This is a genomic window from Nocardiopsis sp. SBT366 (assembly GCF_001083815.1).
GTDB lineage: Bacteria > Actinomycetota > Actinomycetes > Streptosporangiales > Streptosporangiaceae > Nocardiopsis > Nocardiopsis prasina.
On sequence record NZ_LAVM01000045.1, the window covers coordinates 1 to 26,198 of the forward strand.

The window sequence follows — 26,198 nt, forward strand, 5'->3', positions numbered from 1 at the left end:
AGTGTGTATAAGAGAGTGGGGGAGGAGTCCAGGCCGAGGGTACGGAGCCGTTCCTCGGGGTCTGACAGGGAAGGTGTGCGCCGTGACCGGCGCGAAGCGGTCATGGATTCAACGCTAGGGAGGCCGGGACGGCCTGTCATCGGCCAGTTTCGATCTGTGGATAACTCGCAGGGGGAGCGGCGTACCCGATTTCGGGCAGGCTTGCGAGGGCGAAGACACAGGCGCCCCCGATATCGAGCAAACCAGGATCGGCGCCGACGTTCCAGGGGGCCGGTGCGACCTGTGGACAACTCCGACGCGAGGGAGTTCCCAGGCCCGGAGGGTGGGCCCCACCGAGTGTGCGCCTCTGTCCCGCACTGGTTTCGAGGACCCGCGCGGGGCGGGGCCGGTGCGGGGCGGCCCGCTGCTCCGGCAATCAGCGGGGCGATCGGGCGGGCCAGCGCGGGAGTCCCCGGGCATGACGGAGGGCCCGGTCCTGGTGGACCGAGCCCTCGCGAAGCCTTCTTGCCCTGAGTCCTTAGGCGGACTGAAGAGCGTCCAGGCGCTTGGCGATCGCGCTCTTGCGGTTCGCGGCCTGGTTCTTGTGGATGACGCCCTTGCTGCTGGCCTTGTCCAGGGCGCGAGCGGCGCCACGCTGCGCGATGGTGGCCTGCTCGACGTTCCCGGCCTCGGCAGCTTCGCGGAACTTCCGAACGGCCGTCTTCAGGGAAGAGCGCACCGCCTGGTTGCGGACACGAGCCTTCTCGTTCTGCCGAATGCGCTTCTTCTGCGACTTGATGTTCGCCATGCGAAAACGTGCTCCAGTTACTGTGATCTTCGCGTCGGTCGAACAGGCGGCTCATCTCATGGGCAGCCGTTCCATGAGAGGCCTGCGTGGGCGCCGACGCAGGGTGTGTGTGAGTCCACAGGGCTCAAATTCGAACGTGGAAGTCCGAGACACGGACTTCTCAGTATGCCGCACCACGCGGACCACTCGGGACCCCGGGGGTGCGCGACGCGGGTTCGCCCCTGTGGAGTCGGCCGCCGCGTGCCCCCGGAACCGTCACGGCGCTCCCACCGGGGACAGCCAGGCCGTCCGGTAGGCGGTCAGATCGCCCTCCTCGGCCTCGTCCACCAGGTACAGGGACACACCCAGGGTCATCGTCTCCGGGACCTCCTCGACCCTCGACATCCCCAGCCGGACGGCGGCGAGCGCGGTCAGCGCGGTCTCGTTGTCCGTGGCCGGCCCCCACTGTTCGCTCTCGTAGGTCGGCACCCCGAACCTCACGGTGACGTCCTCGCGGGTGGCCAGCGCGGTCACCCCCTCGGTCACCTGCCGCACCATGAACCCGCCGTACAACCCCGCCGTGGGCATGTTCGCGTCCACGCCCGGCAGCACGACCTGGTCCGCGTACTCGGTCACCCGGTCCAGGTACCCCTTGGACCAGTACTTCTCCTCGCCGCCCGCGACGAAGGACGGGACTCGGCCACCCGGCACCAGCTCCACGTGATGGGCCTGGACCGACAGCACCGTGTCCTCGTCCAGCTCCTCCCTCACCAGTTCCATGAGCGTGGGGAGTGACGGGTCGTTCACCGTCACCGGGCGGATCTCCAGGTGCACCCCGTCGAACCCGTCCGCGCCCACCTCGGCGACGGCCGGAGCCAGAGCCTCCCGCGCCGGGGCGTCGAACCGGTCCCGGATGAGCGAGGAACCCGACTCCACGTGGCGCAGCCACGCCAGCGCCTCGATGTCGGGGAAGTTCGCGTCCAACCACGACAGCAACGCCTCGGTGTCCGCCACCCGCTCCACACCGCCGTCCGCGTCCACCTCACCGGCGTACACGTACAGCGTGCTCACCGAGCCCGTGTCCAGCAGCGCCTCCAGAGTCCCGGTGTCCTCCCACGAGCCCACCCACGCCGCGTCCGCCCCCTGGGAGGCGGTCCACTCCTCGGGCGACCCCGAGTACTGGTACGCCAGCAGCGCACCGGCGCCCACCAGCACGACCAGGACCGCCGCCACACCGGCCAGCAACCGTTTCAGTAGCCACTTCACCCGTACGCCACCCGCTCTCGTCCGGCACCCTCGCCCGCTGGGCACCCGCATCGCCCGTTTCCGGTCCCAGGTCGCATAATCTGGACTCAGGTCCCGCGCTCGCGCCCATACTGCCGTATCCTCACCGGCCGCTTCCGGTGAGGACGGTCTCGGCGCCGTGGGATGATGGACGATGCCGTGGCCGGATGGTCCTCCCATCACCGAGAGCCCGGCGGGGCGGCGCCACCCCAGGCGCGTGACGACCCACACCCAACCCTGTGAACGGAGCACGGTGGCACAGCCGAACTGGACCGATCCCGCGCTGATCCGCAACTTCTGCATCATCGCGCACATCGACCATGGCAAGTCGACGCTGGCCGACCGGATGCTCCAGATCACGGGCGTCGTCGAGGACCGTCAGATGCGTGCCCAGTACCTGGACCGCATGGACATCGAGCGCGAGCGCGGCATCACGATCAAGTCGCAGGCCGTGCGCATCCCGTTCACGGCGGTGGACGACCGGACCTACACGCTCGACCTCATCGACACCCCCGGCCACGTCGACTTCACCTACGAGGTGTCGCGCTCCCTGGCCGCGTGTGAGGGCGCGGTCCTGCTGGTCGACGCCGCGCAGGGCATCGAGGCCCAGACCCTCGCCAACCTCTACATGGCGCTGGAGAACGACCTCACCATCATCCCGGTCCTGAACAAGATCGACCTGCCCGCCGCGCAGCCCGAGAAGTACGCCGAGGAGCTCGCCGGGATCATCGGCTGCGAGGCCTCCGACGTCCTCAGGGTGAGCGCGAAGACCGGCGAGGGCGTCGAGGACCTGCTCAACGAGATCGTCAACCAGATCCCGCCGCCCGTCGGCCAGGCCGACGCCCCGGCCCGCGCGATGATCTTCGACTCGGTCTACGACACCTACCGCGGCGTGGTCACCTACGTTCGGGTCGTGGACGGTCACCTCAGCCCGCGTGAGCGCATCCAGATGATGTCCACCAAGGCCTCCCACGAGATCCTGGAGATCGGCGTCAGCTCGCCCGAGCCGACCAAGTGCCAGGGTCTGGGCGTGGGCGAGGTCGGCTACATCATCACCGGCGTGAAGGACGTGCGCCAGTCCAAGGTGGGTGACACCATCACCTCCCTGGTCAAGCCCGCCACCGACATGCTCGGCGGCTACCACGAACCCAAGCCGATGGTGTTCTCGGGCCTGTACCCGATCGAGGGCACCGACTACCCGGTGCTGCGCGACGCTCTGGAGAAGCTCCAGCTGAACGACGCCGCCCTGGCCTTCGAACCGGAGACCTCCGCCGCCCTCGGCTTCGGCTTCCGCTGCGGCTTCCTCGGCCTGCTCCACCTGGAGATCACGCGTGCCCGCCTGGAGCGCGAGTTCAACCTCGACCTCATCTCCACCGCGCCCAACGTGATCTACCGCGTGGACATGGAGGACGGCGCCGAGCACGTGGTGACCAACCCCAGCGAGTTCCCCACCGGCAAGATCGAGGGCATCTACGAGCCGATGGTCAAGGCCACGGTCCTGAGCCCCTCCGACTACATCGGTCAGATCATGGAGCTGTGCCAGGACCGTCGCGGCGAGCTCCAGGGCATGGACTACCTGTCCGAGGACCGCGTCGAGATGCGGTACACGCTGCCCATGGCGGAGATCGTCTTCGACTTCTTCGACGCCCTCAAGTCCCGGACCAAGGGGTACGCCTCCCTGGACTACGAGCCCATCGGCGAGCAGAAGGCCGACCTCGTCAAGGTGGACATCCTCCTCCAGGGCGAGCCGGTCGACGCGTTCTCCGCGATCGTCCACAAGGAGAAGGCCTACGCCTACGGTGTGGAGATGACCAAGAAGCTGCGCGAGCTCATCCCGCGGCAGCAGTTCGAGGTCCCGGTCCAGGCCGCCATCGGCGCCCGGGTCATCGCCCGTGAGAACATCCGCGCCATCCGCAAGGACGTGCTCTCCAAGTGCTACGGCGGCGACATCAGCCGTAAGCGCAAGCTGCTGGAGAAGCAGAAGGAGGGCAAGAAGCGGATGAAGATGGTCGGCCGGGTCGAGGTGCCCCAGGAGGCCTTCATCTCCGCGCTGTCCACCGACACCAGCGGTGCCGAGGACAAGAAGAAGAAGTAGGGAACGGCCCCCCGGGTGGTGCACCGCCCGGGGCCGTACCGATGAGAGAGGGGCGCCCCCGCCAGGGAGCGCCCCTCTGCTCGTGCGTCGTGCGAGCGCACGGCGTGTGCCCCGGGCCCGGCGGACCGGGAGCAGCCCTACCCCTTCACCGCCCCGGCGGTGAGGCCGTCGCTGATGTAGCGCTGGAGGAACCAGAACACGATCAGCGTGGGCAGGGACAGCATCAGCGCGCCCACCGCGAACATCCCGAAGTTGGCGTTGCGCTGCGAGGCGACCAGTTGGTACAGCCCCAGGCCCAGCGTCTTGGCGTCGGTGTCCCTCAGGAACACGCTGGCCATCAGGAACTCGTTGATGGTGGAGATGAACACCAGCAGCGCCACGATCGCCAGCACCGGGGTCACCAGCGGAAGCATGATCCGGAAGAACACCTGCGCGTGGGTGGCGCCGTCGATCTGCGCCGACTCGTCCAGCTCCTTCGGCACCGTGTCGAAGAAGCCCTTCATGAGCCACGTGTTGATGCTCAGCGCACCGCCCAGGTACACCAGCAGCAGACCCCACCGGGTGTCGAAGCCGATCGCCGGGTAGAGCTCACCGATGTTGGAGAACATCAGGTAGATGGCGACGATCGCCAGGAACTGCGGGAACATCTGGATGATGAGCAGGCCGATCAGGCCCACCCTGCGCCCCTTGAACCGCATCCGGCTGAAGGCGTAGGCCGCCAGCGCCGAGAGCAGCACCGTCACCGCCGCGTTGGTGGTCGCGAAGAACAGCGAGTTCGCGTACCAGGTGGTGAACGGCGTGTTCCGGAACAGGTCCCGGGCGTTGTCCAAGCTCGCTCCGGTGGGCCACAGCTGCGCGCTGCTCAGGGTGCCGACGGGGTTGAGGGCGGCCGAGACCACGAACAGCACCGGGAAGATCGCGAAGGCCACGACCACCACCATGACCGCGTGCCGCCACCCCAGACGTCGGGCCCACAGCGCGAACCGGGTGGCTCCGCTGCGCGTGTGGGGCGCGCGTACCGCATCGGGAACGCCGACCGTCATCGGTCCACCTCCTTGAGGGCCTTGCTCCGACTCAGACTGACCACGGAGATCACGGAGACGATGAGGAAGATCATCACCGAAAGCGCCGCCGCGTACCCGTACTGCGCCGTGGCCTCGTTGAAGGCCAGCCGGTAGGTGTAGGTGATGAGCAGGTCCGTGCCGCCCGCCGTCGGGTTGTCCGGCGAGAACGGCCCGCCCCTGGTGATCAGCCACACCGCGTTGAAGTTGTTGAAGTTGAACGCGAACGTGGCGATGAGGATCGGGGTCATGGCGACCATCAGCAGGGGCAGGGTGACGTGCCGGAAGGCCTGCCACGGGCCCGCTCCGTCGATCTGCGCCGCCTGCCCCAGCTCGCGGGGGATCGCCTGCAACGCCCCGGTGGCCACCAGGAACATGTAGGGGTACCCCAGCCACACGTTGGCGAGGATGACGGCTGCCCGGGCGGTCCACACGTCGCCCAGCCAGTCGATCTGGAGCCCGAGCATCCGGTTGAAGAGGCCGAAGTCGGTGTTGAACATGTCCCGCCACAGCAGGAACATGGCCAGCGAACTCATGGCGTAGGGCAGGATCACCAGGACGCGGTAGAGCACCTTGCCGCGCATCCTCGGCACGTGCAGGGTCAGGGCGATCCCCAGACCCACCACGAACACTAGCCCGGTGACGGACACCGCGAACACCAGGTTCCACAGCAGGATGCCGAAGAACGAGCCGGCGAAGGTCGGGTTGAGCAGGAAGCGCGCGAAGTTGTCGAGACCGACGTTGACCTGCCAGCCCTGGGCCAGCCGCTGTCCGTCCTCGTTGTAGAAGGCGCCGCGTTCGTTGTCGGCCGTGTAGACCTCACCGCTCTCGGAGTCGGTGACGCAGTCGCAGCCCTGGTCGTAGACCCGGACGGCGCTGCCCTCGAACGCGCTGGACAGTCCGCTGGAGCGGATGCCCGATCCGTCGTCGGTGGGGACCGCGAACTCCTGGAGTTCGTCGCTGCGCGCGTTCACCTCGGCGGGCGTCAGGATCGTGTACCCGAACGCGCTGGTGACCTTCCCGGCCGCGTCGACGTCGGCACCGCCGAGGTCGCTCAGACCGTCCGCGGTGCCCACGTGGGCGCGGCCCTCGGCGTCGGTGAGCAGGAAGGCCAGCTCACCGGTCTCGGGGTCTCCCGTGGTGGCGACGGTGAGCACGTACTCGGGGGAGTCGGGATCGCGGGTGACCGAGAACGCCTCGATGGCCGCGACGGCCCGGTCCTTGTCGCCCCGGTGGCCGTCGCTGAGGTTGGTCACCGAGGTGCTCATCGTGTAGAGCACCGGCAGGATCTGGAACGCCAGAAGGAACACCACGCCCGGGACCAGGTACTTCGCCGGGACGGTGCGTTTGGACAGGTAGACGTAGTAGACCAGGCCGACCACCAGGGCGACCAGGCCGATACCCCACCAGTTGCCCGCCACGTACAACGGCAGGACCGCCCACACGCCGAAGGCGGTGAACACGCTGAGCAGGGCGATCCTGACGAGCTGGCCGACGATCGACCCGTTGGCGGCGAACCGGCCCCCGGGTAGCGGTGGACGGGCGGGCGTCCCGGAGGAGGGCGGGCCCGCGCCGTCGCGGCTGGAAGCTGCCACCTCTACTGGCCGATCTGCTCGGCGATGGTGTCGTGGGCGGCCTCCATGGCCTCGCGGACGTCCCCGCCCGCGATGGCCTGGGCCTGGGCCTGGCCCAGCGGGTCCCAGGTCTCGCCCATCTCGGGGATCGACGGCATCGGCATGCCCTCGGCACCGGCCTCGGCGATCGCGGCGATGTTGGCGTCGTCGGCGGCGACGGCCTCCAGCGCCTCGTTCTGCACGGGGGTGCGCGGGTCGGCGTCGTAGAGGCTGAGGATGAAGTCGGTGGAGGTGACGTAGTTGGTCACGAACTCCTGGGCCAGGGCGCTGTTGGCGCTGCCCTCGGTGACGAAGAAGGCGTGGTAGCCGATGTAGGGGCTGGCCGGGGCCTCGCCCTCGAAGCCGGGGATGGGGCTGATCCCGAAGTCGATGCCCGCGTCGTTGGCGTCACCGATGTTCCACGGCCCGGCGATGAAGAAGGGGGCCTCCTCCTCGTAGAAGAGGTTGGCGTCGTTCTCCGTGTCGATGGAGCGGCGCAGCACGCCCTCTCCGTCCTCGCCGTACTCGGCGATCCTCTCCATGGCGGCGACGGACTCGTCCGAACCCACGCCGAGGTCGGCGGGGTCCCAGGTGCCGGTCTCGTCCTGCCCGAAGAGGTAGCCGCCAGCCGAGGTGAACAGCGCGTTCATCCGGAAGGGCTCGCCCTCCTGGCCGATCGCCATGGCCAGGACCTCGCTGGTGTCACCCGCGTCCTTGAGTTCACCGCCGACCTCGACGAGCTCCTCGAAGGTCTCCGGGGCGTCGGGGACCAGCGCCGTGTTGCGCATCAGGAAGATGTTCTCCTGGGAGTACGGGACACCGAAGAGCTGCCCGTCGTAGGAGAGCGCCTCGACGGCGGTCTCGTCCACGCCCCCGGACTGGTCGCCGGTGAGCTCGACCGGGGAGACCGCGCCGTTGCGGACCAGGTTGCCGGTCCAGTCGTGCGCCCCGATGAAGACGTCGGGGGCGTTGCCCGCCTGGTGGGCGTTGAGGAGGTCGCCCTGGATGTCGTCGAAGGCCAGACCCTGGACGTCCACCTCGATACCGTTGGCCTCGGCGAACTCGGCGGCCGCGCTCTGGATGGCGTCGGCGCGTTCGGGGTCGGACCAGATGACGAGGGTGCCCTCGGCGGCTCCCTCATCGCCACCGTCCGAACCGTCGCTGCTGCATGCGGTCGCCACCAGGGCGATCGCGGCGATACCGGCGGCCGCTGAAGCGCTGCGGGATCTCATGGTGTCTTCCTTCCGGGAGGACTGCGGAGGTGGGCGCATGCGGGTCACCGGGGGGACCGGGTCCGTTGCGGGCATGCGTGGTGATGTGACGTTAGCAATAACTTGCAGGCTTTGAAAGTCTTTGCAGACGCCGGGGATAAAGATGTGGAAACACCCCGGAAACGAATGGGGTGACCGGTGCGGGGAGTGGCTCGGCGCTCACTCCGGGTCGGTGTCGCGCTCCGCGGCGCCCTCCGGGATCAGCCGTTCGGCCTCGGCCAGCGCCTCGGCCGGGCCCCCTTCGCCGATGATGTCCGCGCTGGCCTGCGAGAAAGGGTTCCACGCCGCCTCCATCCCGGGGGCAGCGGACACCGGAAGGCGACCCTCGCCCGCGCGCTGCAAGGCCAGCAGGGTTCGGGTCCTGGCTGGCCACCATCTCCAGGGCCGTGTCCGGCGCGGGGCGCGGCCACACCCGGGTCCGTGGGGTCGGGACCGCCCGAGGCGTCCTCCCCGAACAGGTAGCCGTCGGCAGAGGGAACGGGTGGACGTGGTGGGCGTCGCCCTCATCGCCCACCTGGACGCTCAGTAGCCGGTCCACCGCACCCGAGTCCACCCAGGTCCGTACCGGTCTCCACCATTGCCTCCGACGAGTCGGGGGGCTCCGGGACCAGGTCGGTGTTGCGGGACGGCGACAGCTTCTCAGTCGGGCAGGGCACCCGTACGCGCGGCCCTCGTGGGTCAGGGCGTCCAGGGCGCCCGCGGAGAACAGGGTGGTGTCGTCGGCGGACAGCCTGGACCGACCCCGCCTACGGCAGGCCCCGGACGAGCGGGCGGAGGTGCGCCCCGCGGAAGGGGACGTGAAGGGGGAACGCGTGGAGGCGGGTGCCGGGCGGCGCTCACACCGTCCGGCACCCGGGGGCTCACGCCCCGGTCAGGCGCGCAGCCACGCCGAGGTCTCGGCGGGCAGGGACAGCGTGCCGTCGGCCAGTTCGGCGCCGGGGCCGCTGGCCACCAGGACCTCACCGGAGGCAGGCAGTTCGACGGCGTCACCGCTCAGGTTGACCGCCACCCGCACACCGGGCTCACGCTCGAAGTACAGGACGCCCTCGGGGGAGTCCAGCCAGCTCATCGAGCCGTCGCCCAGGGCCTCCAGCTCACGGCGCAGACCGAGGGCGGCGGTGTACAGCTCCAGGGTCGAACCCTCCACACCGCGCTGACAGGCGCGGGCCAGCTCCGCCCACACCTCGGGGACCGGCAGCCACGGCGAGCTGCCGTCGGGGCCGAACCCGTACGGGGCGACGTCGCCCTCCCACGGCAACGGCACGCGGCAGCCGTCGCGGCCCCGCTCGGTGCGGCCCGAACGCTCCCAGGTGGGGTCCTGGAGCGACTCCTCCGGGAGGTCGGTGACCTCCGGCAGGCCCAGCTCCTCGCCCTGGTACAGGTAGACCGAGCCGGGCAGGCCCAGCATCAGCAGGGTGGCCGCGCGCGCACGCCGCAGCCCCTGGTCGCCACCACCGAAACGGGTCACGTGCCGGGTGACGTCGTGGTTGGACAGCACCCACGTGGTCGTCGCCCCGACGGCGCCGTTGGCGGCCAGGGAACCTTCGATCACCTCGCGCAGGCGCCCGGCGTCCCACGGCGCGGTGAGGTACTCGAAGTTGAACGCCTGGTGCAGCTCGTCCGGGCGCAGGTAGCGCGCCACCCGCTCGGCGTCCTCCACCCAGGCCTCGGCCACCAGAGTCCGGTCGCCCGGGTACCCGGCGGCGATACGCGACCAGCGGCGGTAGATGTCGTGGACGCCGTCCTGGTCGAAGTAGGGCAGCGAGGTACTGCCGTCGAGCAGGTCCGCCTTGGCGTCGGGGTCGATGTCGGGCAGCGCCGGGTCCTTGACCATGCCGTGCGCCACGTCGATCCGGAACCCGTCCACCCCGCGGTCCAGCCAGAAGCGCAGGACGTCGTCGAACTCGTCGTGCACCTCCTGGTTGCTCCAGTCGAAGTCCGGCTGCTCGGGGTCGAACAGGTGCAGGTACCACTGCTCGGGGGTGCCGTCGGCGGTCTTGAGGCGGGTCCAGGCCGGACCGCCGAAGATCGACTTCCAGTTGTTGGGCGGCTCCTCGCCGTCCGTCCCCCGGCCGTCACGGAAGACGTACCGCGAACGCGCGGCGCTGCCCGGTTCGGCGGCCACGGCCTCGCGGAACCAGCGGTGCGCGGAGGAGGAGTGGTTGGGGACCACGTCGATGATCATGCGGATGCCCAGTTCGTGGGCGGTGGACAGGAGGGCGTCGAAGTCCTCCAGGGTGCCGAACCGGGGGTCGACGTCGCGGTAGTCGGCGACGTCGTAGCCGCCGTCGGCCAGCGGCGAGACGTAGAAGGGGGTCAGCCAGATCGCGTCCACGCCGAGCTCGGCCAGCTGGGGGAGGCGCTCGCGGATTCCGGTGAGGTCCCCCTCACCGTCCCCGTTGGAGTCGGCGAAGCTGCGCACGTAGATCTGGTAGATGGCCGCCTCGCGCCACCAGTGAGACTGGTCCTTCATCTGTGGGGGTCCTTCCGGATCATGGCTGCAAGTTCTTGCGCAAGATTACCGCCAACTTTCGTCCCTGTGTCAGGAATCTCGACTAGAGTTGCCGCATGGGTCCACGACTTGCCGACATCGCACGGCACGCAGGCGTCAGCGAGGCCACCGTCTCGCGGGTGCTGAACGACAAGCCCGGCGTCGGAAGCGCCACACGCAAGGCCGTCCTCACCGCGCTCGACGTGCTCGGATACGAACGCCCCGCCCGGCTGCGCCAGCGCTCCGCCGGTCTGGTCGGCATGGTCATCCCCGAGTTGGAGAACCCGGTCTTCCCGATGTTCGCCCAGGCGGCCGAAGGCGCCCTGGCGCAGCGCGGGTACACGCCTGTGCTGTGCACCCAGACCCCCGGCGGGATATCAGAGGACGAGTACGTGGAACTCCTCCTGGAGCGCAACGTCTCCGGCATCCTCTTCGTCTCCGGAAAGCACGCCGACACCACCGCCTCGCACGAGCGCTACCAGGCCCTGGTCTCCCGGAGGCTGCCGATCGTGCTGGTCAACGGATACACGGAGTCCGTCCCGGCGGCCTTCATCTCCGCCGACGACCGTGAGGCCGGACGCCTGGCCGTCAACCACCTCGTCGCCCTCGGCCACACCCGCATCGGCTTCACCAGCGGACCCGAGCGCTACGTCCCGGTCCGCCGCAAGCTGGAGGGCTACCACCAGGCCCTCGCCGAGCACGGCCTGGACGGCGACGACCTCGTCCAGCTCTCCCTTTTCGGTGTCGAGGGCGGGCACGCCGCAGCGGGCCGCCTCATCGAACGCGGGGTCACCGCCATGGTCTGCGGCTCCGACATCATGGCCCTGGGCGCGATCCGCGCCGCCCGCCAGCACGGCCTGCGCGTACCCCAGGACTTCTCCGTGGTCGGTTACGACGACTCCCAGCTCATCGCCTTCACGGACCCGCCGCTGACCACTGTCCGCCAGCCCGTCAACGCGATGGCCATGGCCGCCGTGCGGGCCCTGTGCGACGAGATCGCCGGGCACCCCGTCTCGCACGCCGAGTACGTCTTCGACCCCGAGCTGGTCGTGCGCGGTTCCACGGCGGCCGCCCCCGCAGCGACCGTGCCCGGCCCGTCCGCGCAGAGCCACCTGGACGTCCCCTCCCCACTGCGCCGGGACCCCCAGGACGCCACCCAAGGAGTCTGATCCCGGGCCTGCCCGGACGGGGCAGCCGGGCCGCGGTGAGTGTCAGGGCACGTCGTCGGGTCGGCGACACTGGAGACATGCCATCCGTAGCCCTCGACGGCGAACCCGTGCCCCGGACCGGGGAACTCCCCGAGACCTCCCTCGCCGAACTCGGCGAGCGCCCGCTCGGGTTCTACGTCCACGTGCCCTTCTGTGTCACCCGCTGCGGCTACTGCGACTTCAACACCTACACCGCCGACGAACTCGTCTCACGGGACGGAACCGCCACGGCCTCCCGGGAGACCTACGCCGGGCAGGCGGCGGGCGAGGTCGCCCTGGCCGACCGGGTGCTGACCGGCCAACGCCCGCCGGTCAGCACCGTGTTCGTGGGCGGCGGCACACCCACACTGCTCTCACCCGAGGACCTCGGGCTCGTCCTCGGTGAGATCCGCGACCGCTTCGGACTCACCCCCGACGCGGAGATCACCACCGAGGCCAACCCGGAGACGGTCGACCCCGACTACCTCGTACGTCTCCGGAAGGCCGGGTTCACCCGGGTGTCCTTCGGCATGCAGAGCGCCCGCCCCCACGTCCTGCGCGTCCTGGAGCGCGGTCACACCCCGGGCCGCCCCGAACAGTGCGTGACGTGGGCCCGCCAGGCCGGGTTCGAGCACGTCAACCTGGACCTCATCTACGGCACACCGGGGGAGAGCCACGAGGACTGGGCGGCCTCCCTGGACGCCGCCATCGGTGCCGGGCCCGACCACGTCTCCGCCTACTCCCTGATCGTGGAGGACGGAACCCGGTTGGCCGCCCGCGTCCGCCGGGGCGAACTCACCGAACCGGATGACGACGCCATGGCCGACCGCTACCTCATGGCGGACGAGGCCCTGGCCAGGGCCGGGTACACCCCCTACGAGGTGTCCAACTGGGCCCGCAGCACCGGGGGGCGCAGCGCCCACAACATGCTCTACTGGACCGGCGGTCACTGGTGGGGGATCGGCCCGGGCGCGCACAGCCACGTGGGCGGGACCCGCTGGTGGAACGTCAAGCACCCCGCCGCCTACGCGGCCCGCCTGGCCGCCGGGGACAGCCCGGCCCAGGCCCGAGAGGTGCTCACCGAGGCCGAGCGCAGGTTCGAGCGGGTCCTGTTGGAACTGCGTGTGGACGGCGGCTGCCCGCTGGAACTCCTGGACGCCCCGGGCCTGGCCGCCGCCGAACGCCTGGTCAAGGAGGGGCTCCTGGACCCCGTGGCCCACTCCGGGGGGCGCGCCGCGCTGACCCGGCGCGGCAGACTGCTCGCCGACGCGGTGGTTCGCGACCTCACCTGAGTCACACGAGAAGGAGGGGCCCGGCTTCGCGCCGGGCCCCTCCTTCTCGCGTCGATCCCCGGGTCACTTCACCCAGTCGACGTCCATCGGGTAGCGGGCCCACTCGCCCCGGTCCACCGCCGACGCCGCGCGGAAACCGGAGACGATCGAGAAGATCACCAGGCCGATCCAGGTCAGGACGCCGATGAGCAGCCAGGCCAGGATGCCGGAGATGACGTAGCCGATCAGCATCACCAGCTGGAAGCTGAGCGCCCGGGCGGCCTGGTCACGGACGTACGGTGACTCGTCCTTCTTCGTGATGTACACGATGAGCGGCAGCAGCCAGCCGAGGAAGCCGCCGCCGATGTGGGCGAGCTTCGCTGAGCTGCGCTCCTCCGGGGTCGGCATGTAGGCACCGTAGCCCTGGGCGCCGGGCTGCTGGTAGCCGCCGTACTGACCGCCGCGGGGAGGCGGGTAACCACCGGGTTGCTGGTAGCCGCCCTGAGGGTAGGCGCCGGGCTGCTGGTAGCCGCCCTGGGGCGACGGGTAGCCGCCGGACTGGGGGCCGCCGTAGGGGGCGGGCGGACCACCGGGCACGCCGCCCTGCTGCGGGTAACCGGGCGGTGGCGGGTAGCCCCCGGACTCGCCCTGACCGTAGGGGTCGTTGGGGTTCGGGGTGTTCGGGTACGACATGGTGGTTCCTTGGTGTGTGGGAGAGAGGTGGCTACTTCAGGAGTCGGATGCTCACGGGGTAGCGGGTCCAGGCTCCCTTGTTGGCTCCGGAGGCTCCCAGAACGCCGAAGACGATGGAGATGATCCACACGAGGGCGATGAGCAGGTAGCCGATCCAGGACAGGCCGGGGAAGAAGATACCCAAGCCGAAGAACGCGACGCCAGCGAAGACGTACGGGATCAGCATAGTGATCTGGAAGTTCGCCGCTTCCGACGCGTGGTGCCGGATGAACGGTGACTGGTTGCGCTTGGCGAAGTAGACGGCCAGCGGCGGGATCCAGCCCAGGAAGGCGATCACGAAACCGGACAGGTGCGCGAGCATGGCGACGAGTACGTCGTTGCCGCCACCGGCGGGCTGTTGGACCGGCGGCTGACCGTAGACCTGCTGGGGCTGCTGGAACTGCTCCCCGTAACCGGCCTGGGGATGCGCCTGTGCGGGCTGGGCCTGCTGGAACTGCGGCTGAGCGTACCCCTGGGGGGCGTAGCCAGCCTGAGCCTGGTCAGCGGCTGGCTGACCCCAGGCGGGCTGTGCGCCGCTCTGCTGGGCCTGCGCCTCCGGCTGGCCCCAGTGCGGCTGCTGCGGCTGCGGCTGGCCACCGGCGGGCTGGACCCAGGTCGGCTGTGCGCCGCTCTGCTGCGGTTGGCCGTACGCCTGTCCCTCGGGCTGGCCCCAGTGGGGCTGCTGCGGCTCGCCGCCCGTCGACTGCTCCCAACCGGGCTGGACCTGTTGGGGCTGGCCGTAGGCCTGGGGCTGCGGAGTCTGCGCCCCGGGCTGGCCCCAACCGGGTTGAGCACCGGTCTGCGGTGGGCCGTACGCCTGCGCCTGTTCCTGCGGCTGTCCCCAGCCGAGCTGTTGGGGCGCCTGGGGCTGGCCACCGGTGTTGGGTCCCCAGCCGGGCTGTGCCTGTTGGGGCTGGCCGTAGGCCTGGGGCTGCGGGGCCTGTGCCCCGGGCTGGCCCCAGCCGGGCTGGGGTTGCTGCGGGTCGCCGCCGGGTACTCCCCAGCCGGGCTGTGCGCCGCTGGGCTGTTGGGGCGCCTGGGGCTGACCGCCGGTGTTGGGTCCCCAGCCGGGCTGTGCCTGTTGGGGCTGGCCGTAGGCCTGGGGCTGCGGGGCCTGTGCCCCGGGCTGGCCCCAGCCGGGCTGGGGTTGCTGCGGGTCGCCGCCGGGTACCCCCCAGCCGGGCTGTGCGCCGCTGGGCTGTTGGGGCGCCTGGGGCTGACCGCCCGTGTCGTGACCCCACCCGGGCTGTGCGCCGCTCGGCTGCGCCTGGGCCTGTTGGGGCTGGCCGTAGGCCTGCGCCTGCTGGGGCTGACCGGACTGCTCGGGTGCCTGCGGCTGAGCTCCGGCGGGCTGCCCCCAGGCGGGCTGAGCCCCGCTCTGCTGCTGGCCGTGGGCCTGCGCGTCGGGCTGGCCCCAACCGGGCTGCGCGCCGCTCTGCTGCGCGGGATCCTGCGGCGGTCGCCGCTGTCCCTGCGGGTCGTCCGGCGACGGATGACTGGACGGGGTCTCGCTCATGCTCTTCCTTGACTCCGCTGTTGGGGGCGCTTGCTGTCTGCCCGAAGGATTCGGGCCGTACCGACGACCGCGGAGGGCCGGAGGCCGTGTCGCCCGACGGAAACGGGGGAGCGGTTTCCCGGGGGATCCATCAGACCACGTGATCGTGACAATCCTAGTGTTCCGCGGTGTGCGGTCCCGTGACGAAGTCGATGAGCTCCTCCACCCGCCCCAGCAGGGAGGGTTCGAGGTCCCCGTAGCCACGGACCGAGCCCAGGATGCGGCGCCAGGCCTCACCCGTCTCCATCCGCCAGCCAAGAGCGTCCACGACGCCCTCCTTCCAGGGCAGACCCCGAGGGATCTCGGGCCAGGCCCCGATCCCCACCGCGCTCGGACGCACCGCCTGCCACACGTCCACGTAGGGATGGCCGACCACGAGCACGTCCGCGCCCCGGGCACGCTCGGCGATCCGGCTCTCCTTGGAACCCGGAACCAGGTGGTCGACCAGGACTCCCAGACGGCGCCCCGGCCCCGGCTCGAACTCCGCCACCACTGCGGGAAGGTCGTCGACCCCCTCCAGGAACTCGACGGCCACCCCCTCCACACGGAGGTCGTGGCCCCAGACCTTCTCGACCAGTTCGGCGTCGTGGGCGCCCTCGACGTAGATCCGGCTCTCGCGGGCTGTGCGCGCCCGCGCGTCGGTCACCGCGATCGACCCCGAGGCGCTGCGCAGCGGACCCTTGGGGGCCTCCGTCGGACGCACCAGTGTCACGGGTTCACCGTCCACGAGGAAGGCGGCCTGACCCAGCTCGAACACCCTGCGGCGCCCGTCCCGGTCCTCCAGGGTCACCGCGGCCTTGTCCCAGGACACCACGGCCCCGCAGAAGGTCTCGTCGGCGTCCTCCACGACCAGGTCACGACTGAGGGGTATCTCGCGGACCGCACCCTTCTTCGGTCGCCGCCAGTCTCCCGCCAGAACGTCGCGGCCGTAACGGCCGGTTCCCTTGGTAACCACGGTGGTGCAGTCTACTGGTGAAGGACCCCGGACGCCCGCTGGCGGGTGGCGCACGTCGCGGATCCGACAAGGAAGAAGCGACCCCCGTCCCCGTGTTACTGCGTGCGGGTAGCCGTGCGGGTTTGCGGCCGGGCATAGAATTAGCACTGAGGACCTTGGAGTGCCAGGAGGTGGCGAGTTGCTGGATGAGCGCAAGCTCGCGGTCCTGCGTGCGGTCGTCGAGGACTTCGTCAACACCAACGAACCCGTGGGTTCCCGGGCGTTGGCGGACCGTCACCCCCTTGGTGTCTCCCCGGCGACCATTCGCAACGACATGGTCGCCCTCGAGGAGGATGGCTACATCACCCAACCCCACACCAGTGCGGGACGGGTGCCCACCGACAAGGGGTACCGGCTCTTCGTGGACCGGCTCTCCTCCGTCAAGCCGCTCTCGGCGGCCGAACGGCGAGCCATCGAGTCCTTCCTCGGCGGTGCCGTGGACCTCGACGAGATCGTCGCCCGCACGGTGCGGCTGCTCGCGCAGCTCACCCGGCAGGTCGCGATCGTCCAGTACCCGTCGCTGACCCGCTCGTCGGTCCAGCACGTGGAACTGGTGCCGCTCGGCGGCCAGCGCATCATGATGGTCGTCATCACCAACACCGGCCGAGTCGAACAGCGCGTCATCGACGGGTTGGGATCGGTCAGCGAGACCGTGGTTGACGACCTGCGCAACATGCTCAACCGCGCCATCGCGGGCCGACACCTCGGTGACGTGCCGGACGCGGTGGAGGACCTGCCCGCCCAGGTCGCACCGGAGGACCGCCCCGTCGCGGTCGCGGTCCTCTCCATCCTGCTGGAGAGCCTCGTGGAAAGACACGAGGAGAAGATCGTTCTGGCGGGAACCGCCAACCTGGCCGCGGTCGACTTCGCGGCCAGCCTGCGCGAGGTGCTCGAAGCACTGGAAGAGAACATGGTCCTCATCCGACTGCTCGGTGAGGCCAAGGACCCCTCCATGCTCACGGTGCGCATCGGCGCGGAGAACTTCCACGAGGGCCTTCGATCCACTTCCATCGTGTCGGCTGACTACGGCGTGGGAAACCAGTCGCTGGCCAAGATCGGAGTGGTGGGCCCGACCCGTATGGACTACCCAGGGACGATGGGCGCCGTCCGTGCGGTGGCCCGGTATGTCGGACAGATTTTGGCAGGACAGTAACTCAGTGGCCAGAGACTATTACCAGGTTCTCGGGGTGCGTCGCGACGCGTCCAAGGACGAGATTAAGAAGGCGTACCGGCGGCTCGCGCGCGAGCTTCACCCGGACATCAACCCGGACCCCGCGACCCAGGAGCGCTTCAAGGAAGTGACCCAGGCCTACGAGGTCCTCTCCGACGAGAACAAGCGTCGGATGTTCGACATGGGCCAGGACCCCTTCGCCCCCGGCGGCGGTGGCGGTGCCGGAGGTTTCGGCAACGCTGGCGGGTTCGCCTTCGACGACATCATGAACGCCTTCTTCGGCGGAGGACAGCCCGGCGGCCGCGGCCCCCGGGAACGGGTCCGGCGCGGACGCAGCATCAAGATCCGCATCGAACTCGACCTCGTCGAGACCGCTTTCGGGGTCAGCCGGGAGATCACCTTCCCGACCGCGATCCTCTGTGAGACCTGCCAGGGCGAGGGCACGGCGGCCGGTTCGCACCGGACCACCTGCGACATGTGCCACGGCCAGGGCGAGGTCTCCCAGGTCACGCGCTCCTTCCTCGGCCAGGTCATGACCTCGCGCCCCTGCCCGCAGTGCTCGGGCCAGGGCTCGGTCATCACCAACCCCTGCGGCGACTGCGCGGGCGAGGGCCGGGTCCGGGAGAAGGTCACCCGGACCGTGAAGATCCCCGCCGGTGTCGACGACGGCACCCGCATCCAGCTCGCCGGCGAGGGCGAGGTCGGCCCCAACGGCGGACCGCGCGGCGACATCATCCTGGAGATCGTCCAGAAGCCGCACCCGACCTTCGAGCGTCGCGGCGACGACCTGCACTGCACCATCACCGTCCCCATGACGGCGGCGGCGCTGGGTGCCTCGTGCGCCTTCGACACCCTCGACGGCACCGAGAACATCGACCTGCGTCCGGGGACCAACTCGGGCCACGTCATCACCCTGCCCGGCAAGGGCGTCACCCACCTCGACGGCGGCGGCCGGGGCGACCTGCGCATCCGTGTGGACGTGGAGACCCCGGGCAAGCTGGACGAGGAGCAGGAGGCCCTGCTGCGCAAGTTCGCGGAGCTGCGTGGGGAGGACCAGAACCCGGGCCGCTTCAGCCCCGGGCACGGTGGGTTCTTCTCCAAGATCCGCGACGCCTTCGGAGCCAAGTGACCCCGCCGGTCTTCCTGGTCGGGACCGCCGTGCTGGCGGGCGACCGGATCCGTCTGGACGGTCCGGAGGGACGCCACGCGGTGGCGGTCCGACGCATCGGTGAGGGCGAGACCGTCGACCTCTCCGACGGTCTCGGCCTTCGCGTGCGCTGCGAGGTCGACGAGGTCGTCGGCAAGGACACGCTCGTCTGCCGTGTGGTGGAACGCCGGAGCGAACCCGAGCCCCGACCCCGGATCACCGTGGTGCAGGCCCTGCCCAAACGGGACCGGGGTGAGCTCGCGGTGGAGATGATGACCGAGGCCGGGGTCGACGCCGTCGTGCCCTGGTCCGCCGAGCGCTGTGTCACGCAGTGGAAGGGCGACCGGGGTGCCAAGGCCCTGGCCAAGTGGCGGGCGAGCGCCAGGGAGGCGGCCAAGCAGGCCCGCCGTGCCCGGACGCCCGAGGTCACCGAACCACTGGACCGCAAGGGGGTGTCCGCCCTGCTCGCCGAGGCGGACCTCGCCGTGGTCCTGCACGAGGAGGGGGCGGGGCGGCTCTCGGAGCTCCCACTGCCGGAGGAACCCCACGGTTCGGGGATCGTCCTGGTGGTCGGGCCCGAGGGCGGGATCTCCGAGGCCGAGCTGGCCGCCTTCGACGCGGCCGGTGCGGCCCGGGCCCTGCTGGGCCCCTCGGTCCTGCGCACCTCCACAGCCGGGGTGGCCGGACTGTCCGTGCTCCAGGCCCGCACGGGACGCTGGTGAACGGACACGGACACGGACACGGACACGGTCCGGGTCCGTCCCCGGTGACCGTGACCGTGACCGGGTAGCCGGGACACTCACGGAAGACACGACGAAGGGCCCGTGGAGGATTCCACGGGCCCTTCGTCATGTCCGTTCCCTGGTGCGGTCGGGGGTCAGCTCACGCTGGCCCCGTCCTCCTCACCGCCGCCGCCGGAACCGCTGCCGGGGTCCTCGGAGCCCTCGTCGGGATCCGGGTCACCGCCGCCTCCGGGGCTGGTGGGCTCGTCGGTGGGCTCTTCCCGCGGCTCGTCGGTCGGGGCGCAGGTCTCCTTGTCGGAGCCCCTGTCGTCCCGGTCGTCGTCCTTGTTCTTCCTGTCCTCGTCACGGGCGCCGTCGGTCGCGGCCGGGACGAGCTCCTCACCGGGCGGGCACGAGGAGGTGGCCTCGAAACCGTCGTCCTCCGAGGAGGAGGGCGAGCTGTCGGGGCTGGGGGAGCCCTCGGGGTCGTCCCCCGCCTCCTCCTCCAGCTTGCTGCTGCCGGAGGTGGAGTCCGTCGACGGGTCGGGAGCCGCCACGCCGTCGCCCCCGTCGGACTGGGTCTCGGGCGGGGTGCCCGCGCGGTCGGCCCCGGCCGGGACGATCTCCAGGACCTGTTCGCGGACCTGCGGACTCGACATGATCACCGAGGCGGCGATGAGCACGGCCGCAGCCACGGCCGTCACGGGACGGAGCCACGGCAGCCCGAACCACGACGATCCGCGTTGGCGCTCGGTGCGCTCACGGATGAGGTTGAGGCCTTCGGCCGAGGGTGTGACCTCGTCGGCCTCGGCGCGCAGTATCTGGCGGAGCTGGTCCTTGAACTCCGGTTCGTTCCTATCGTTGGGGCTACTCATGACGTCTGCTCCAGTACAGAGCGAAGGGAGGAGATGCCGCGCGAGGTGTGGCTCTTGACCGCGCCTCGGCTGATGCCCATGGCGTCCGCGATCTGTGCCTCGGACAGATCACCGTAGTACCGGAGCACGATGGCCTCTCGCTGACGGGTGGGTAGCTTGCGCAGGGCGGTGATGACCGCCTCGCGCTCGAGCAGGTTCATGGCCCCGTGCTCGGCGCTGGGTGCGTCGGGCAGGGCCTTGGGGGCGTGCTTCTCGACGACTGCCCTGTGGCGCAGTACCGACCTGGCCTTGTTCACCACCGCCTGGCGGAGGTAGGAGAGGGCCTTGTTCGGGTCCCTGAGGCGACGCCAGGCGCCGTGCATGGCGACGAAGGCGTCCTGGACGACCTCCTCGGCGGTCGCGTGGTCCCGCACGAGCAGGGCGGCGAGCCGAACGAGCGGACGGTAGTGCTCCCGGTAGAGCTCCGTCACGGCATGGTCAGCGTCCCACTCGACCGAGAGTGGCGCCGTGGTGGCATTGGCCACCAAGGTTTCTGTCGTCACATCAGTTCGACGCACACCCTTGTCGCGGGGTTTACGAAAGGGCATACCTCATCATTTCCAGTAGACGTGCGTTCCGATCCGAACACGTCGGACGTGGCCGAACAGCGGGGTGTGCCCACAGTCTGACGCGCACGGAGACCAAAGACTATCGCGCTCGGATCGGTGGCTGGAGGGGAACGTGGATCGGAACGGTTGCGGAAAGGTTGAGGGTTCATCTCCCCGTGGGCCGCGCACCTGCGGCGTTTCGTGCACCTGCGGCATCATGGGCAACGGACAATCCCGAGAACCGAATGAGCGGTGCCGCCACCGAGCGCGGGCCCGCGTGACGGAAGGTGAGCGATGGTCGACCCCGACTGCCTTTTCTGCAAGATCGTGAAGGGCGAGGTCCCAGCGGACATCGTCCGCGAGGGGGAGCGCACGGTGGCGTTCCGCGACATCAACCCCCAGGCGCCCACCCACGTCCTGGTCGTCCCGCGTGAGCACCACGCCGACGCCGCCGCTGCCGCCGCCACCGACACCGGGCTGGTGGACGCCCTGGTCAGGGAGGCCCACGAGGTGGCCAAGGGCGAGGGCGTGGTGGAGTCCGGGTACCGGATGGTGTTCAACACCGGGGCCGGCGCCGGACAGACCGTCTTCCACCTGCACGCCCACGTGCTCGGCGGTCGAGGCCTGAACTGGCCCCCCGGGTAGGCGTCGCGATAATCCATCGAGCCCGCCGTGCCCCCGTTGGTAGACTCGGGGACGGGCCCCACCGGCCACTTCGGTTGTCCCACACACCCGTGGTGACCGTGTCCGACACCGTCGGGCACGGTGTGCGGCCCGTCCGCGAGGAACCCCGGGCGACCGACCCCGGGGCCGTGACCGAAGGGTAGGGACAGCGGCCGCAAGGCCACACCATGGCCGAGTCAACTCACACGAACCAGGACCCGGAGACCCAGGTCAAGGTCGTGGTTCCGGACGAACACACGATGATCAGCCTGCTGGGTTCGGGGGACGAGCTCCTCCGGGCGCTGGAGCGGTCCTTCAAGAGCGACATCCACGTCCGTGGCAACGAGTTCACGATCAGCGGTACCCCCGAGGAGACGGCCGTGGTGGTCCGCCTCGTGGAGGAGCTGATCGAGCTCGCCAAGAGCGGCACCCACGTCACCCCCGACACCATCGAGCGCATGATCCACATGCTGCGCTCGCCGGGCAAGGAACGCCCCGCGGACGTGCTGACCACCAACATCCTGTCCAACCGGGGCAAAACCATCCGCCCCAAGACGCTGAACCAGAAGCGGTACGTCGACATCATCGACGAGCGCACCGTGGTCTTCGGCATCGGCCCGGCGGGCACCGGCAAGACCTACCTGGCCATGGCCAAGGCGGTGAAGGCCCTCCAGGACAAGGAGGTCAACCGGATCATCCTCACCCGGCCCGCCGTCGAGGCCGGGGAGCGCCTGGGATTCCTGCCCGGCACCCTGTACGACAAGATCGACCCGTACCTGCGTCCGCTGTACGACGCCCTGCACGACATGCTCGACCCGGACTCCATCCCCAAGCTGATGGCGGCCGGAACCATCGAGGTCGCTCCCTTGGCGTACATGCGTGGCCGGGCGCAGCCGCTGCACACGAAGGTGCTGACCCCGGAGGGGTTCCGGCCCATCGGTGACCTGCGGATCGGTGACCTGGTGATGGGCTCTGACGGGCGACCGACCCCGGTGATCGGGGTGTACCCGCAGGGGGAGAAGGCGACCTACCGTTTCTCCTCCCAGGACGGTGCCTCCACGCTGTGCTCAGAGGACCATCTGTGGACCGTCCGGACCAGGGACGACGCACGCAGAGGCAAGCCGCCCAGGGTGCTCACCGCCAAGGAGATCGTCGAGAGCGGGCTGCGCAGCTCGCACTATCGCAAGTACGAGCTCCCTCTGCTCAGCGAGCCCGTGGCCTTCCCGGAGCGGGAGGTACCCATGGACGCCTACGCCCTGGGCCTGCTCCTCGGGGACGGTTGCCTCACGGGTTCGACCACACCGCGTTTCGCGACCAACGACCCGGAACTGGCCGAGGCACTCGAGACGCTTCTCCCCGGTGTTCGCGTCAGGCACAAGTCCGGTGTGGACTACGTTCTCAACCGCGAGAGCGCGCCGGGCGACGTGATCACCATCACCAACCCGGTCACGGCGATCATGCGTGACCTGGGACTGTGCGGGACTGGGTCCGACACGAAGTTCGTCCCGGACGACTACCTGTACAACACGGCCGAGGTGAGGTTGGCCCTGCTCCAGGGCCTGCTCGACTCGGACGGGGGACCGGTCACACAAGCGGGGCGCACCTGCCGCGTGCAGTACGGAACGGCGTCCCCGTACCTGCGTGACGCGGTGACCTTCCTGGTCCGGTCTCTTGGAGGCGTGGTCTACGAGCGTTGCCGCCCAGCCGAGGGGCGTGCACCGGGCCTCGCCCGGGGACGGGAGGTCTTCCACCGCAAGGACGCCCATGCCCTCGACCTGCGTCTGCCCGAGGGAGTTCAGCCCTTCCGGCTCCGACGCAAGAAGGAGAAGTACGACGCGACCGGTGGGGGACGCCCGATGCGCTTCGTCGACTCCGTCGAACCCGCCGGAAGCGAGGAGTGCGTGTGCATCCAAGTGGCGGCGGAGGACTCCCTCTACGTCACCGAGGACTTCCTGCTCACACACAACACACTCAACGACTCCTTCATCATCCTGGACGAGGCGCAGAACACCTCTCCGGAGCAGATGAAGATGTTCCTCACGCGGCTCGGCTTCGGGTCGAAGATCGTGGTCACCGGTGACGTCACCCAGGTGGACCTGCCCGGCGGGCAGACCAGCGGGCTCCGGACCATCGAGAACATCCTGCGTGATATCGACGACATCGCCTTCTGCCGACTGACCAGTGAGGACGTCGTGCGGCACCGGCTGGTGGGGCAGATCGTCGACGCCTACGGGCGCTACGACGCCGATCAGGGCGGCCGGAGCGACGGCGACCGGGGCCGCCCGGGACCGCGCGGCGGACGGCGCGGGGGCGGTGACACCCCGAAGGACGGGGGCGGCGGCGCCGAGGGCCCCGAACACCGGGCAGACTGAGAAGAAGTACGTAGTGACACCGGCCGGTGGGCCCGCCTCGTGCGGGCCCACCGGTGTCGGTGGGCGCCCCTCGCCGGGCGCCGGGCGGAGCGAACCCGCCCACCCACACCGAATCCAAGTGAGGCAGCCCCAACCGATGAGTATCGACGTCGCCAACGAGTCCGGCGTCAGCACCGTGGACGAGGAGCGACTCTCCCGTCTGGCCCGGCACGTGCTCGACGCCATGCGGGTGCACCCGTTGGCCGAGCTGTCGGTCGTGCTGGTGGACGAAGGACCCATGACCGACCTCCACGTGCGCTGGATGGACGAGCCCGGCCCCACCGACGTGCTCTCGTTCCCCATGGACGAACTGCGCCCCGGCGGTCCCGGACGCACCAGCGAACCCGGTGTGCTCGGTGACGTGATCATCTGCCCGCAGGTGGCCGAGCGCCAGGGCGAGAAGGCCGGTCACGGTACCCGGGCCGAGATCGACCTGCTGTGCACGCACGGCATCCTCCACCTGCTCGGCTACGACCACGCCGAGCCCGAGGAGCACAAGGAGATGTTCGGTCTCCAGGGCGAGATCCTCGCCGCCTGGAACGAGCGTGAGGCCGCCGCCGACGGGACGACCGAAGGGGACGAGAGCGCCCGATGAGCGTGTCGCTGGCCACGGGTGACCCCGTGGTGTGGTCGGTGTCCCTGGCGGCCGCCCTCCTCCTGACCGCGGTGGCCGGTTTCCTGGTGGCGGCCGAGGTCGCCGTCACCCGAGTGATCTCCATGGGCATGGAGGACGCCCACGCCGAGCGCCCCGCACGGGTGCGCGCCGCGTGGGAGCGGGTGCGGGTCAATCCCACCGAGCACCTGAACATGCTGCTCTTCCTGCGCGTGGTGTGCGAGGTCTGCGCCGTGCTCGCCGCCGTGGTGGGCATGGTCTTCCTGCTGGGAGCCGGCTGGCCCGCCCTGGTGCTCACCGCCGTGGCGATGGTCGTGGTCGAGTGCGTCCTGATCGCGGTCACCCCGCGCATCCTCGGCCGCCAGTTCGCCAGTCCTCTGGCCCGGGCCAGCGCGACGGTCGTGTACCCGCTCCAGGTGGTGCTGGGTCCGCTCGCCCGCCTGCTGGTGGGGGCGGGCCGCGCGCTCACCCCGCGCGGCAAGGGCGACCGGGACGGCCCGTTCAGCACCGAGGTGGAGCTGCGTCAGCTCGTGGACCTGGCCGAGCAGGGGGAGGTGATCGACCCCGAGGAGCGCCAGATGATCCACTCGGTGTTCAAGCTGGACGACACCTCCGTGCGCGAGGTGATGGTGCCCCGGCCCGACATCGTCTTCACGGGCCGTGACGCGGACGCCGACGCGGTCCTCTCGCTCGCCATGGCCAGCGGGTACTCGCGTATCCCGGTCACGGGTGAGGACGAGGACGACGTGGTCGGCATCGTCTACCTCAAGGACCTGGTGGAGCGCCTGCGCGACCGCTGGGCGGCCGCCGCCGGGGGCGCGGACGACGTGCCCCTGACCGCCGGGGACGTGATGCGTGACGCCACGTTCGTGCCCGACACCAAGCCCATCGACGAACTCCTGCGGGAGATGCAAAAGCGCCGCAACCACGTGGCGGTGGCGATCGACGAGTACGGCGGCACCGCCGGGCTCGTCACGCTGGAGGACATCGTGGAGGAGATCGTCGGCGAGATCACCGACGAGTACGACCACGAGATCGCCCCGGTGGACTGGCTGGACGACGACCGTCTGCGGGTCACCGCGCGACTGCCCCTGGGTGAGCTGGCCGAACTCTTCCCCGAGCGCGACCTGGAGGTCTCCGACGTGGAGACCGTGGGCGGCCTGGTGGCGTTCGTGCTGGGTCGCGTCCCGGCGGGCGGCGCCCAGGCAGAATACGCTGGACTCCGGCTCACCCTGGAGGGCAAGAGCAGCCGCCGCAACCGGATGACCACGGTGCTGGTGGAGCGGCTCGCCCCCGAAGGGGACCAGGGCCCCGACCACGACGTAAGGAGCACGGACCAGTGACGGACACGACGGGACTCGGCCCCGAGGACGCCAAGCTGATCACCCTCGCGCGCGCCTCCCGGGCACGGAACGCGGCGGCCGAGGGCGCCGCGGTACGCGACGAGACCGGGCGCACGTACGTGGCCACCACGGTGTCGCTGCCCTCGCTCCAGCTGAGCGCGCTCCAGGCCGCCGTGGCCGCGGCGGCCTCCAGCGAGGCCTCCGCTCTGGAGGCCGCGGTGGTCGTCACCCAGGCCAAGGAGCTGACCGAGGCCGACCGCGCGGTGGCGGACGACCTGAAGACCCAGCTGGTGGTGATCGCGGCCCCCGACGGGGTGCCCGCGAACATCGCCCGGCGTTGAGAAGG

23 protein-coding genes and 2 pseudogenes are annotated in these 26,198 nt (G+C 70.2%); 13 read left to right on the forward strand and 12 right to left on the reverse strand.

Annotation, left to right across the window (positions count from 1 at the left end; translation table 11 throughout):
* Positions 1-517: 517 nt before the first annotated feature.
* On the reverse strand, positions 518-787 hold the full coding sequence (gene rpsT / locus ADX84_RS15175; protein WP_049574246.1) for a 30S ribosomal protein S20: 270 nt from the start codon (positions 785-787) through the stop codon (positions 518-520).
* Between the two features lie 255 nt (positions 788-1,042).
* Entirely contained in the window at positions 1,043-2,032 is a 990-nt protein-coding gene (locus ADX84_RS15180; protein ID WP_049574251.1) for a hypothetical protein, read from the reverse strand.
* 271 nt (positions 2,033-2,303) lie between these two features.
* Here ADX84_RS15180 and lepA point away from each other — a divergent pair, with 271 nt between their 5' ends.
* Positions 2,304-4,145: a translation elongation factor 4 gene (gene lepA / locus ADX84_RS15185; protein ID WP_049574255.1), complete on the forward strand. Its 1,842-nt coding sequence runs from the start codon at positions 2,304-2,306 to the stop codon at positions 4,143-4,145.
* 137 nt (positions 4,146-4,282) lie between these two features.
* Here lepA and ADX84_RS15190 read toward each other — a convergent pair whose 3' ends face one another.
* The 5 genes from ADX84_RS15190 to ADX84_RS15205 all read right to left on the reverse strand — a co-directional run bounded on the left by ADX84_RS15190 (position 4,283) and on the right by ADX84_RS15205 (position 10,563).
* On the reverse strand, positions 4,283-5,188 hold the full coding sequence (locus ADX84_RS15190; protein WP_049574259.1) for a sugar ABC transporter permease: 906 nt from the start codon (positions 5,186-5,188) through the stop codon (positions 4,283-4,285).
* Positions 5,185-6,801, reverse strand: coding sequence for an ABC transporter permease subunit (locus ADX84_RS15195; RefSeq protein WP_049574263.1), 1,617 nt, complete (start codon positions 6,799-6,801; stop codon positions 5,185-5,187). Before ADX84_RS15195 ends, ADX84_RS15190 begins: the two co-directional genes overlap by 4 nt.
* 2 nt (positions 6,802-6,803) lie before the next feature.
* Positions 6,804-8,051: an extracellular solute-binding protein gene (locus tag ADX84_RS15200; RefSeq protein WP_049574267.1), complete on the reverse strand. Its 1,248-nt coding sequence runs from the start codon at positions 8,049-8,051 to the stop codon at positions 6,804-6,806.
* 198 nt (positions 8,052-8,249) lie between these two features.
* Positions 8,250-8,402: a hypothetical protein gene (locus ADX84_RS26045; protein ID WP_156208097.1), complete on the reverse strand. Its 153-nt coding sequence runs from the start codon at positions 8,400-8,402 to the stop codon at positions 8,250-8,252.
* Positions 8,403-8,961: 559 nt separating this feature from the next.
* The gene (locus tag ADX84_RS15205) at positions 8,962-10,563 is read right to left on the reverse strand and encodes a glycoside hydrolase family 13 protein (RefSeq protein ID WP_049574270.1); all 1,602 of its coding nucleotides are present in this window, start codon (positions 10,561-10,563) and stop codon (positions 8,962-8,964) included.
* Positions 10,564-10,658: 95 nt separating this feature from the next.
* Between ADX84_RS15205 and ADX84_RS15210 the strand changes: the two genes are divergently transcribed.
* Complete coding sequence (locus ADX84_RS15210; RefSeq protein ID WP_049574273.1) at positions 10,659-11,750, forward strand: LacI family DNA-binding transcriptional regulator; 1,092 nt, start codon at positions 10,659-10,661, stop codon at positions 11,748-11,750.
* A gap of 77 nt (positions 11,751-11,827) precedes the next feature.
* The gene (hemW, locus tag ADX84_RS15215) at positions 11,828-13,060 is read left to right on the forward strand and encodes a radical SAM family heme chaperone HemW (protein WP_049574276.1); all 1,233 of its coding nucleotides are present in this window, start codon (positions 11,828-11,830) and stop codon (positions 13,058-13,060) included.
* A 63-nt stretch (positions 13,061-13,123) separates the two neighbouring features.
* On the opposite strand, the gene ADX84_RS15220 is transcribed toward hemW, so the two are convergent.
* Both ADX84_RS15220 and ADX84_RS15225 read right to left on the reverse strand, forming a co-directional pair.
* Positions 13,124-13,732, reverse strand: coding sequence for a DUF4870 domain-containing protein (locus tag ADX84_RS15220; RefSeq protein WP_049574280.1), 609 nt, complete (start codon positions 13,730-13,732; stop codon positions 13,124-13,126).
* A gap of 31 nt (positions 13,733-13,763) precedes the next feature.
* Positions 13,764-14,093 (reverse strand): DUF4870 domain-containing protein, encoded by a 330-nt coding sequence (locus ADX84_RS15225; protein ID WP_049574283.1) that lies wholly within the window; start codon positions 14,091-14,093, stop codon positions 13,764-13,766.
* On the opposite strand from ADX84_RS15225, the gene ADX84_RS15230 reads away from it, so the two are divergent.
* Entirely contained in the window at positions 14,082-15,299 is a 1,218-nt protein-coding gene (locus ADX84_RS15230; protein ID WP_049574287.1) for a hypothetical protein, read from the forward strand. The two genes, ADX84_RS15225 and ADX84_RS15230, sit on opposite strands and share 12 nt — an antisense overlap.
* Before the next feature lie 142 nt (positions 15,300-15,441).
* On the opposite strand, the gene ADX84_RS15235 is transcribed toward ADX84_RS15230, so the two are convergent.
* Positions 15,442-16,281, reverse strand: a complete 840-nt coding sequence (locus ADX84_RS15235) for a DUF3097 domain-containing protein (protein WP_017546306.1) — start codon at positions 16,279-16,281, stop codon at positions 15,442-15,444.
* A 178-nt stretch (positions 16,282-16,459) separates the two neighbouring features.
* On the opposite strand from ADX84_RS15235, the gene hrcA reads away from it, so the two are divergent.
* From hrcA to ADX84_RS15250, 3 genes are read left to right on the forward strand one after another with little or no spacing between them, the layout of a single operon-like run.
* Positions 16,460-17,473, forward strand: a complete 1,014-nt coding sequence (gene hrcA / locus ADX84_RS15240; protein WP_049574291.1) for a heat-inducible transcriptional repressor HrcA — start codon at positions 16,460-16,462, stop codon at positions 17,471-17,473.
* A gap of 4 nt (positions 17,474-17,477) precedes the next feature.
* Positions 17,478-18,620 (forward strand): molecular chaperone DnaJ, encoded by a 1,143-nt coding sequence (dnaJ, locus tag ADX84_RS15245; protein ID WP_017546304.1) that lies wholly within the window; start codon positions 17,478-17,480, stop codon positions 18,618-18,620.
* The gene (locus tag ADX84_RS15250) at positions 18,617-19,360 is read left to right on the forward strand and encodes a 16S rRNA (uracil(1498)-N(3))-methyltransferase (protein WP_049574294.1); all 744 of its coding nucleotides are present in this window, start codon (positions 18,617-18,619) and stop codon (positions 19,358-19,360) included. Before dnaJ ends, ADX84_RS15250 begins: the two co-directional genes overlap by 4 nt.
* A gap of 155 nt (positions 19,361-19,515) precedes the next feature.
* Here ADX84_RS15250 and ADX84_RS15255 read toward each other — a convergent pair whose 3' ends face one another.
* A complete protein-coding gene (locus ADX84_RS15255) occupies positions 19,516-20,235 on the reverse strand; it encodes a hypothetical protein (protein ID WP_049574297.1) in 720 nt (239 codons plus the stop codon).
* Positions 20,232-20,762 (reverse strand): SigE family RNA polymerase sigma factor, encoded by a 531-nt coding sequence (locus ADX84_RS15260; RefSeq protein ID WP_017546301.1) that lies wholly within the window; start codon positions 20,760-20,762, stop codon positions 20,232-20,234. The genes ADX84_RS15255 and ADX84_RS15260 overlap by 4 nt, the downstream gene beginning before the upstream one ends.
* A gap of 354 nt (positions 20,763-21,116) precedes the next feature.
* On the opposite strand from ADX84_RS15260, the gene ADX84_RS15265 reads away from it, so the two are divergent.
* The 6 genes and pseudogenes from ADX84_RS15265 (at position 21,117) to ADX84_RS15285 (ending at position 26,193) form a co-directional block, all read left to right on the forward strand.
* Entirely contained in the window at positions 21,117-21,467 is a 351-nt protein-coding gene (locus ADX84_RS15265) for a histidine triad nucleotide-binding protein (protein WP_049574300.1), read from the forward strand.
* Positions 21,468-21,673: 206 nt separating this feature from the next.
* A pseudogene (locus ADX84_RS27095) lies at positions 21,674-22,372 on the forward strand (PhoH family protein); the annotation flags it as partial.
* Between the two features lie 1,080 nt (positions 22,373-23,452).
* Positions 23,453-23,857: pseudogene (locus ADX84_RS27100) on the forward strand (PhoH family protein); the annotation flags it as partial.
* A 136-nt stretch (positions 23,858-23,993) separates the two neighbouring features.
* On the forward strand, positions 23,994-24,491 hold the full coding sequence (gene ybeY / locus ADX84_RS15275; RefSeq protein ID WP_049574307.1) for an rRNA maturation RNase YbeY: 498 nt from the start codon (positions 23,994-23,996) through the stop codon (positions 24,489-24,491).
* Positions 24,488-25,852 carry a hemolysin family protein gene (locus tag ADX84_RS15280; protein ID WP_049574311.1) on the forward strand — a complete coding sequence of 455 codons (1,365 nt, stop codon included), beginning with the start codon at positions 24,488-24,490 and terminating at the stop codon, positions 25,850-25,852. Before ybeY ends, ADX84_RS15280 begins: the two co-directional genes overlap by 4 nt.
* Complete coding sequence (locus ADX84_RS15285; RefSeq protein ID WP_017546295.1) at positions 25,849-26,193, forward strand: hypothetical protein; 345 nt, start codon at positions 25,849-25,851, stop codon at positions 26,191-26,193. Before ADX84_RS15280 ends, ADX84_RS15285 begins: the two co-directional genes overlap by 4 nt.
* The last annotated feature ends 5 nt before the right edge of the window (positions 26,194-26,198 follow it).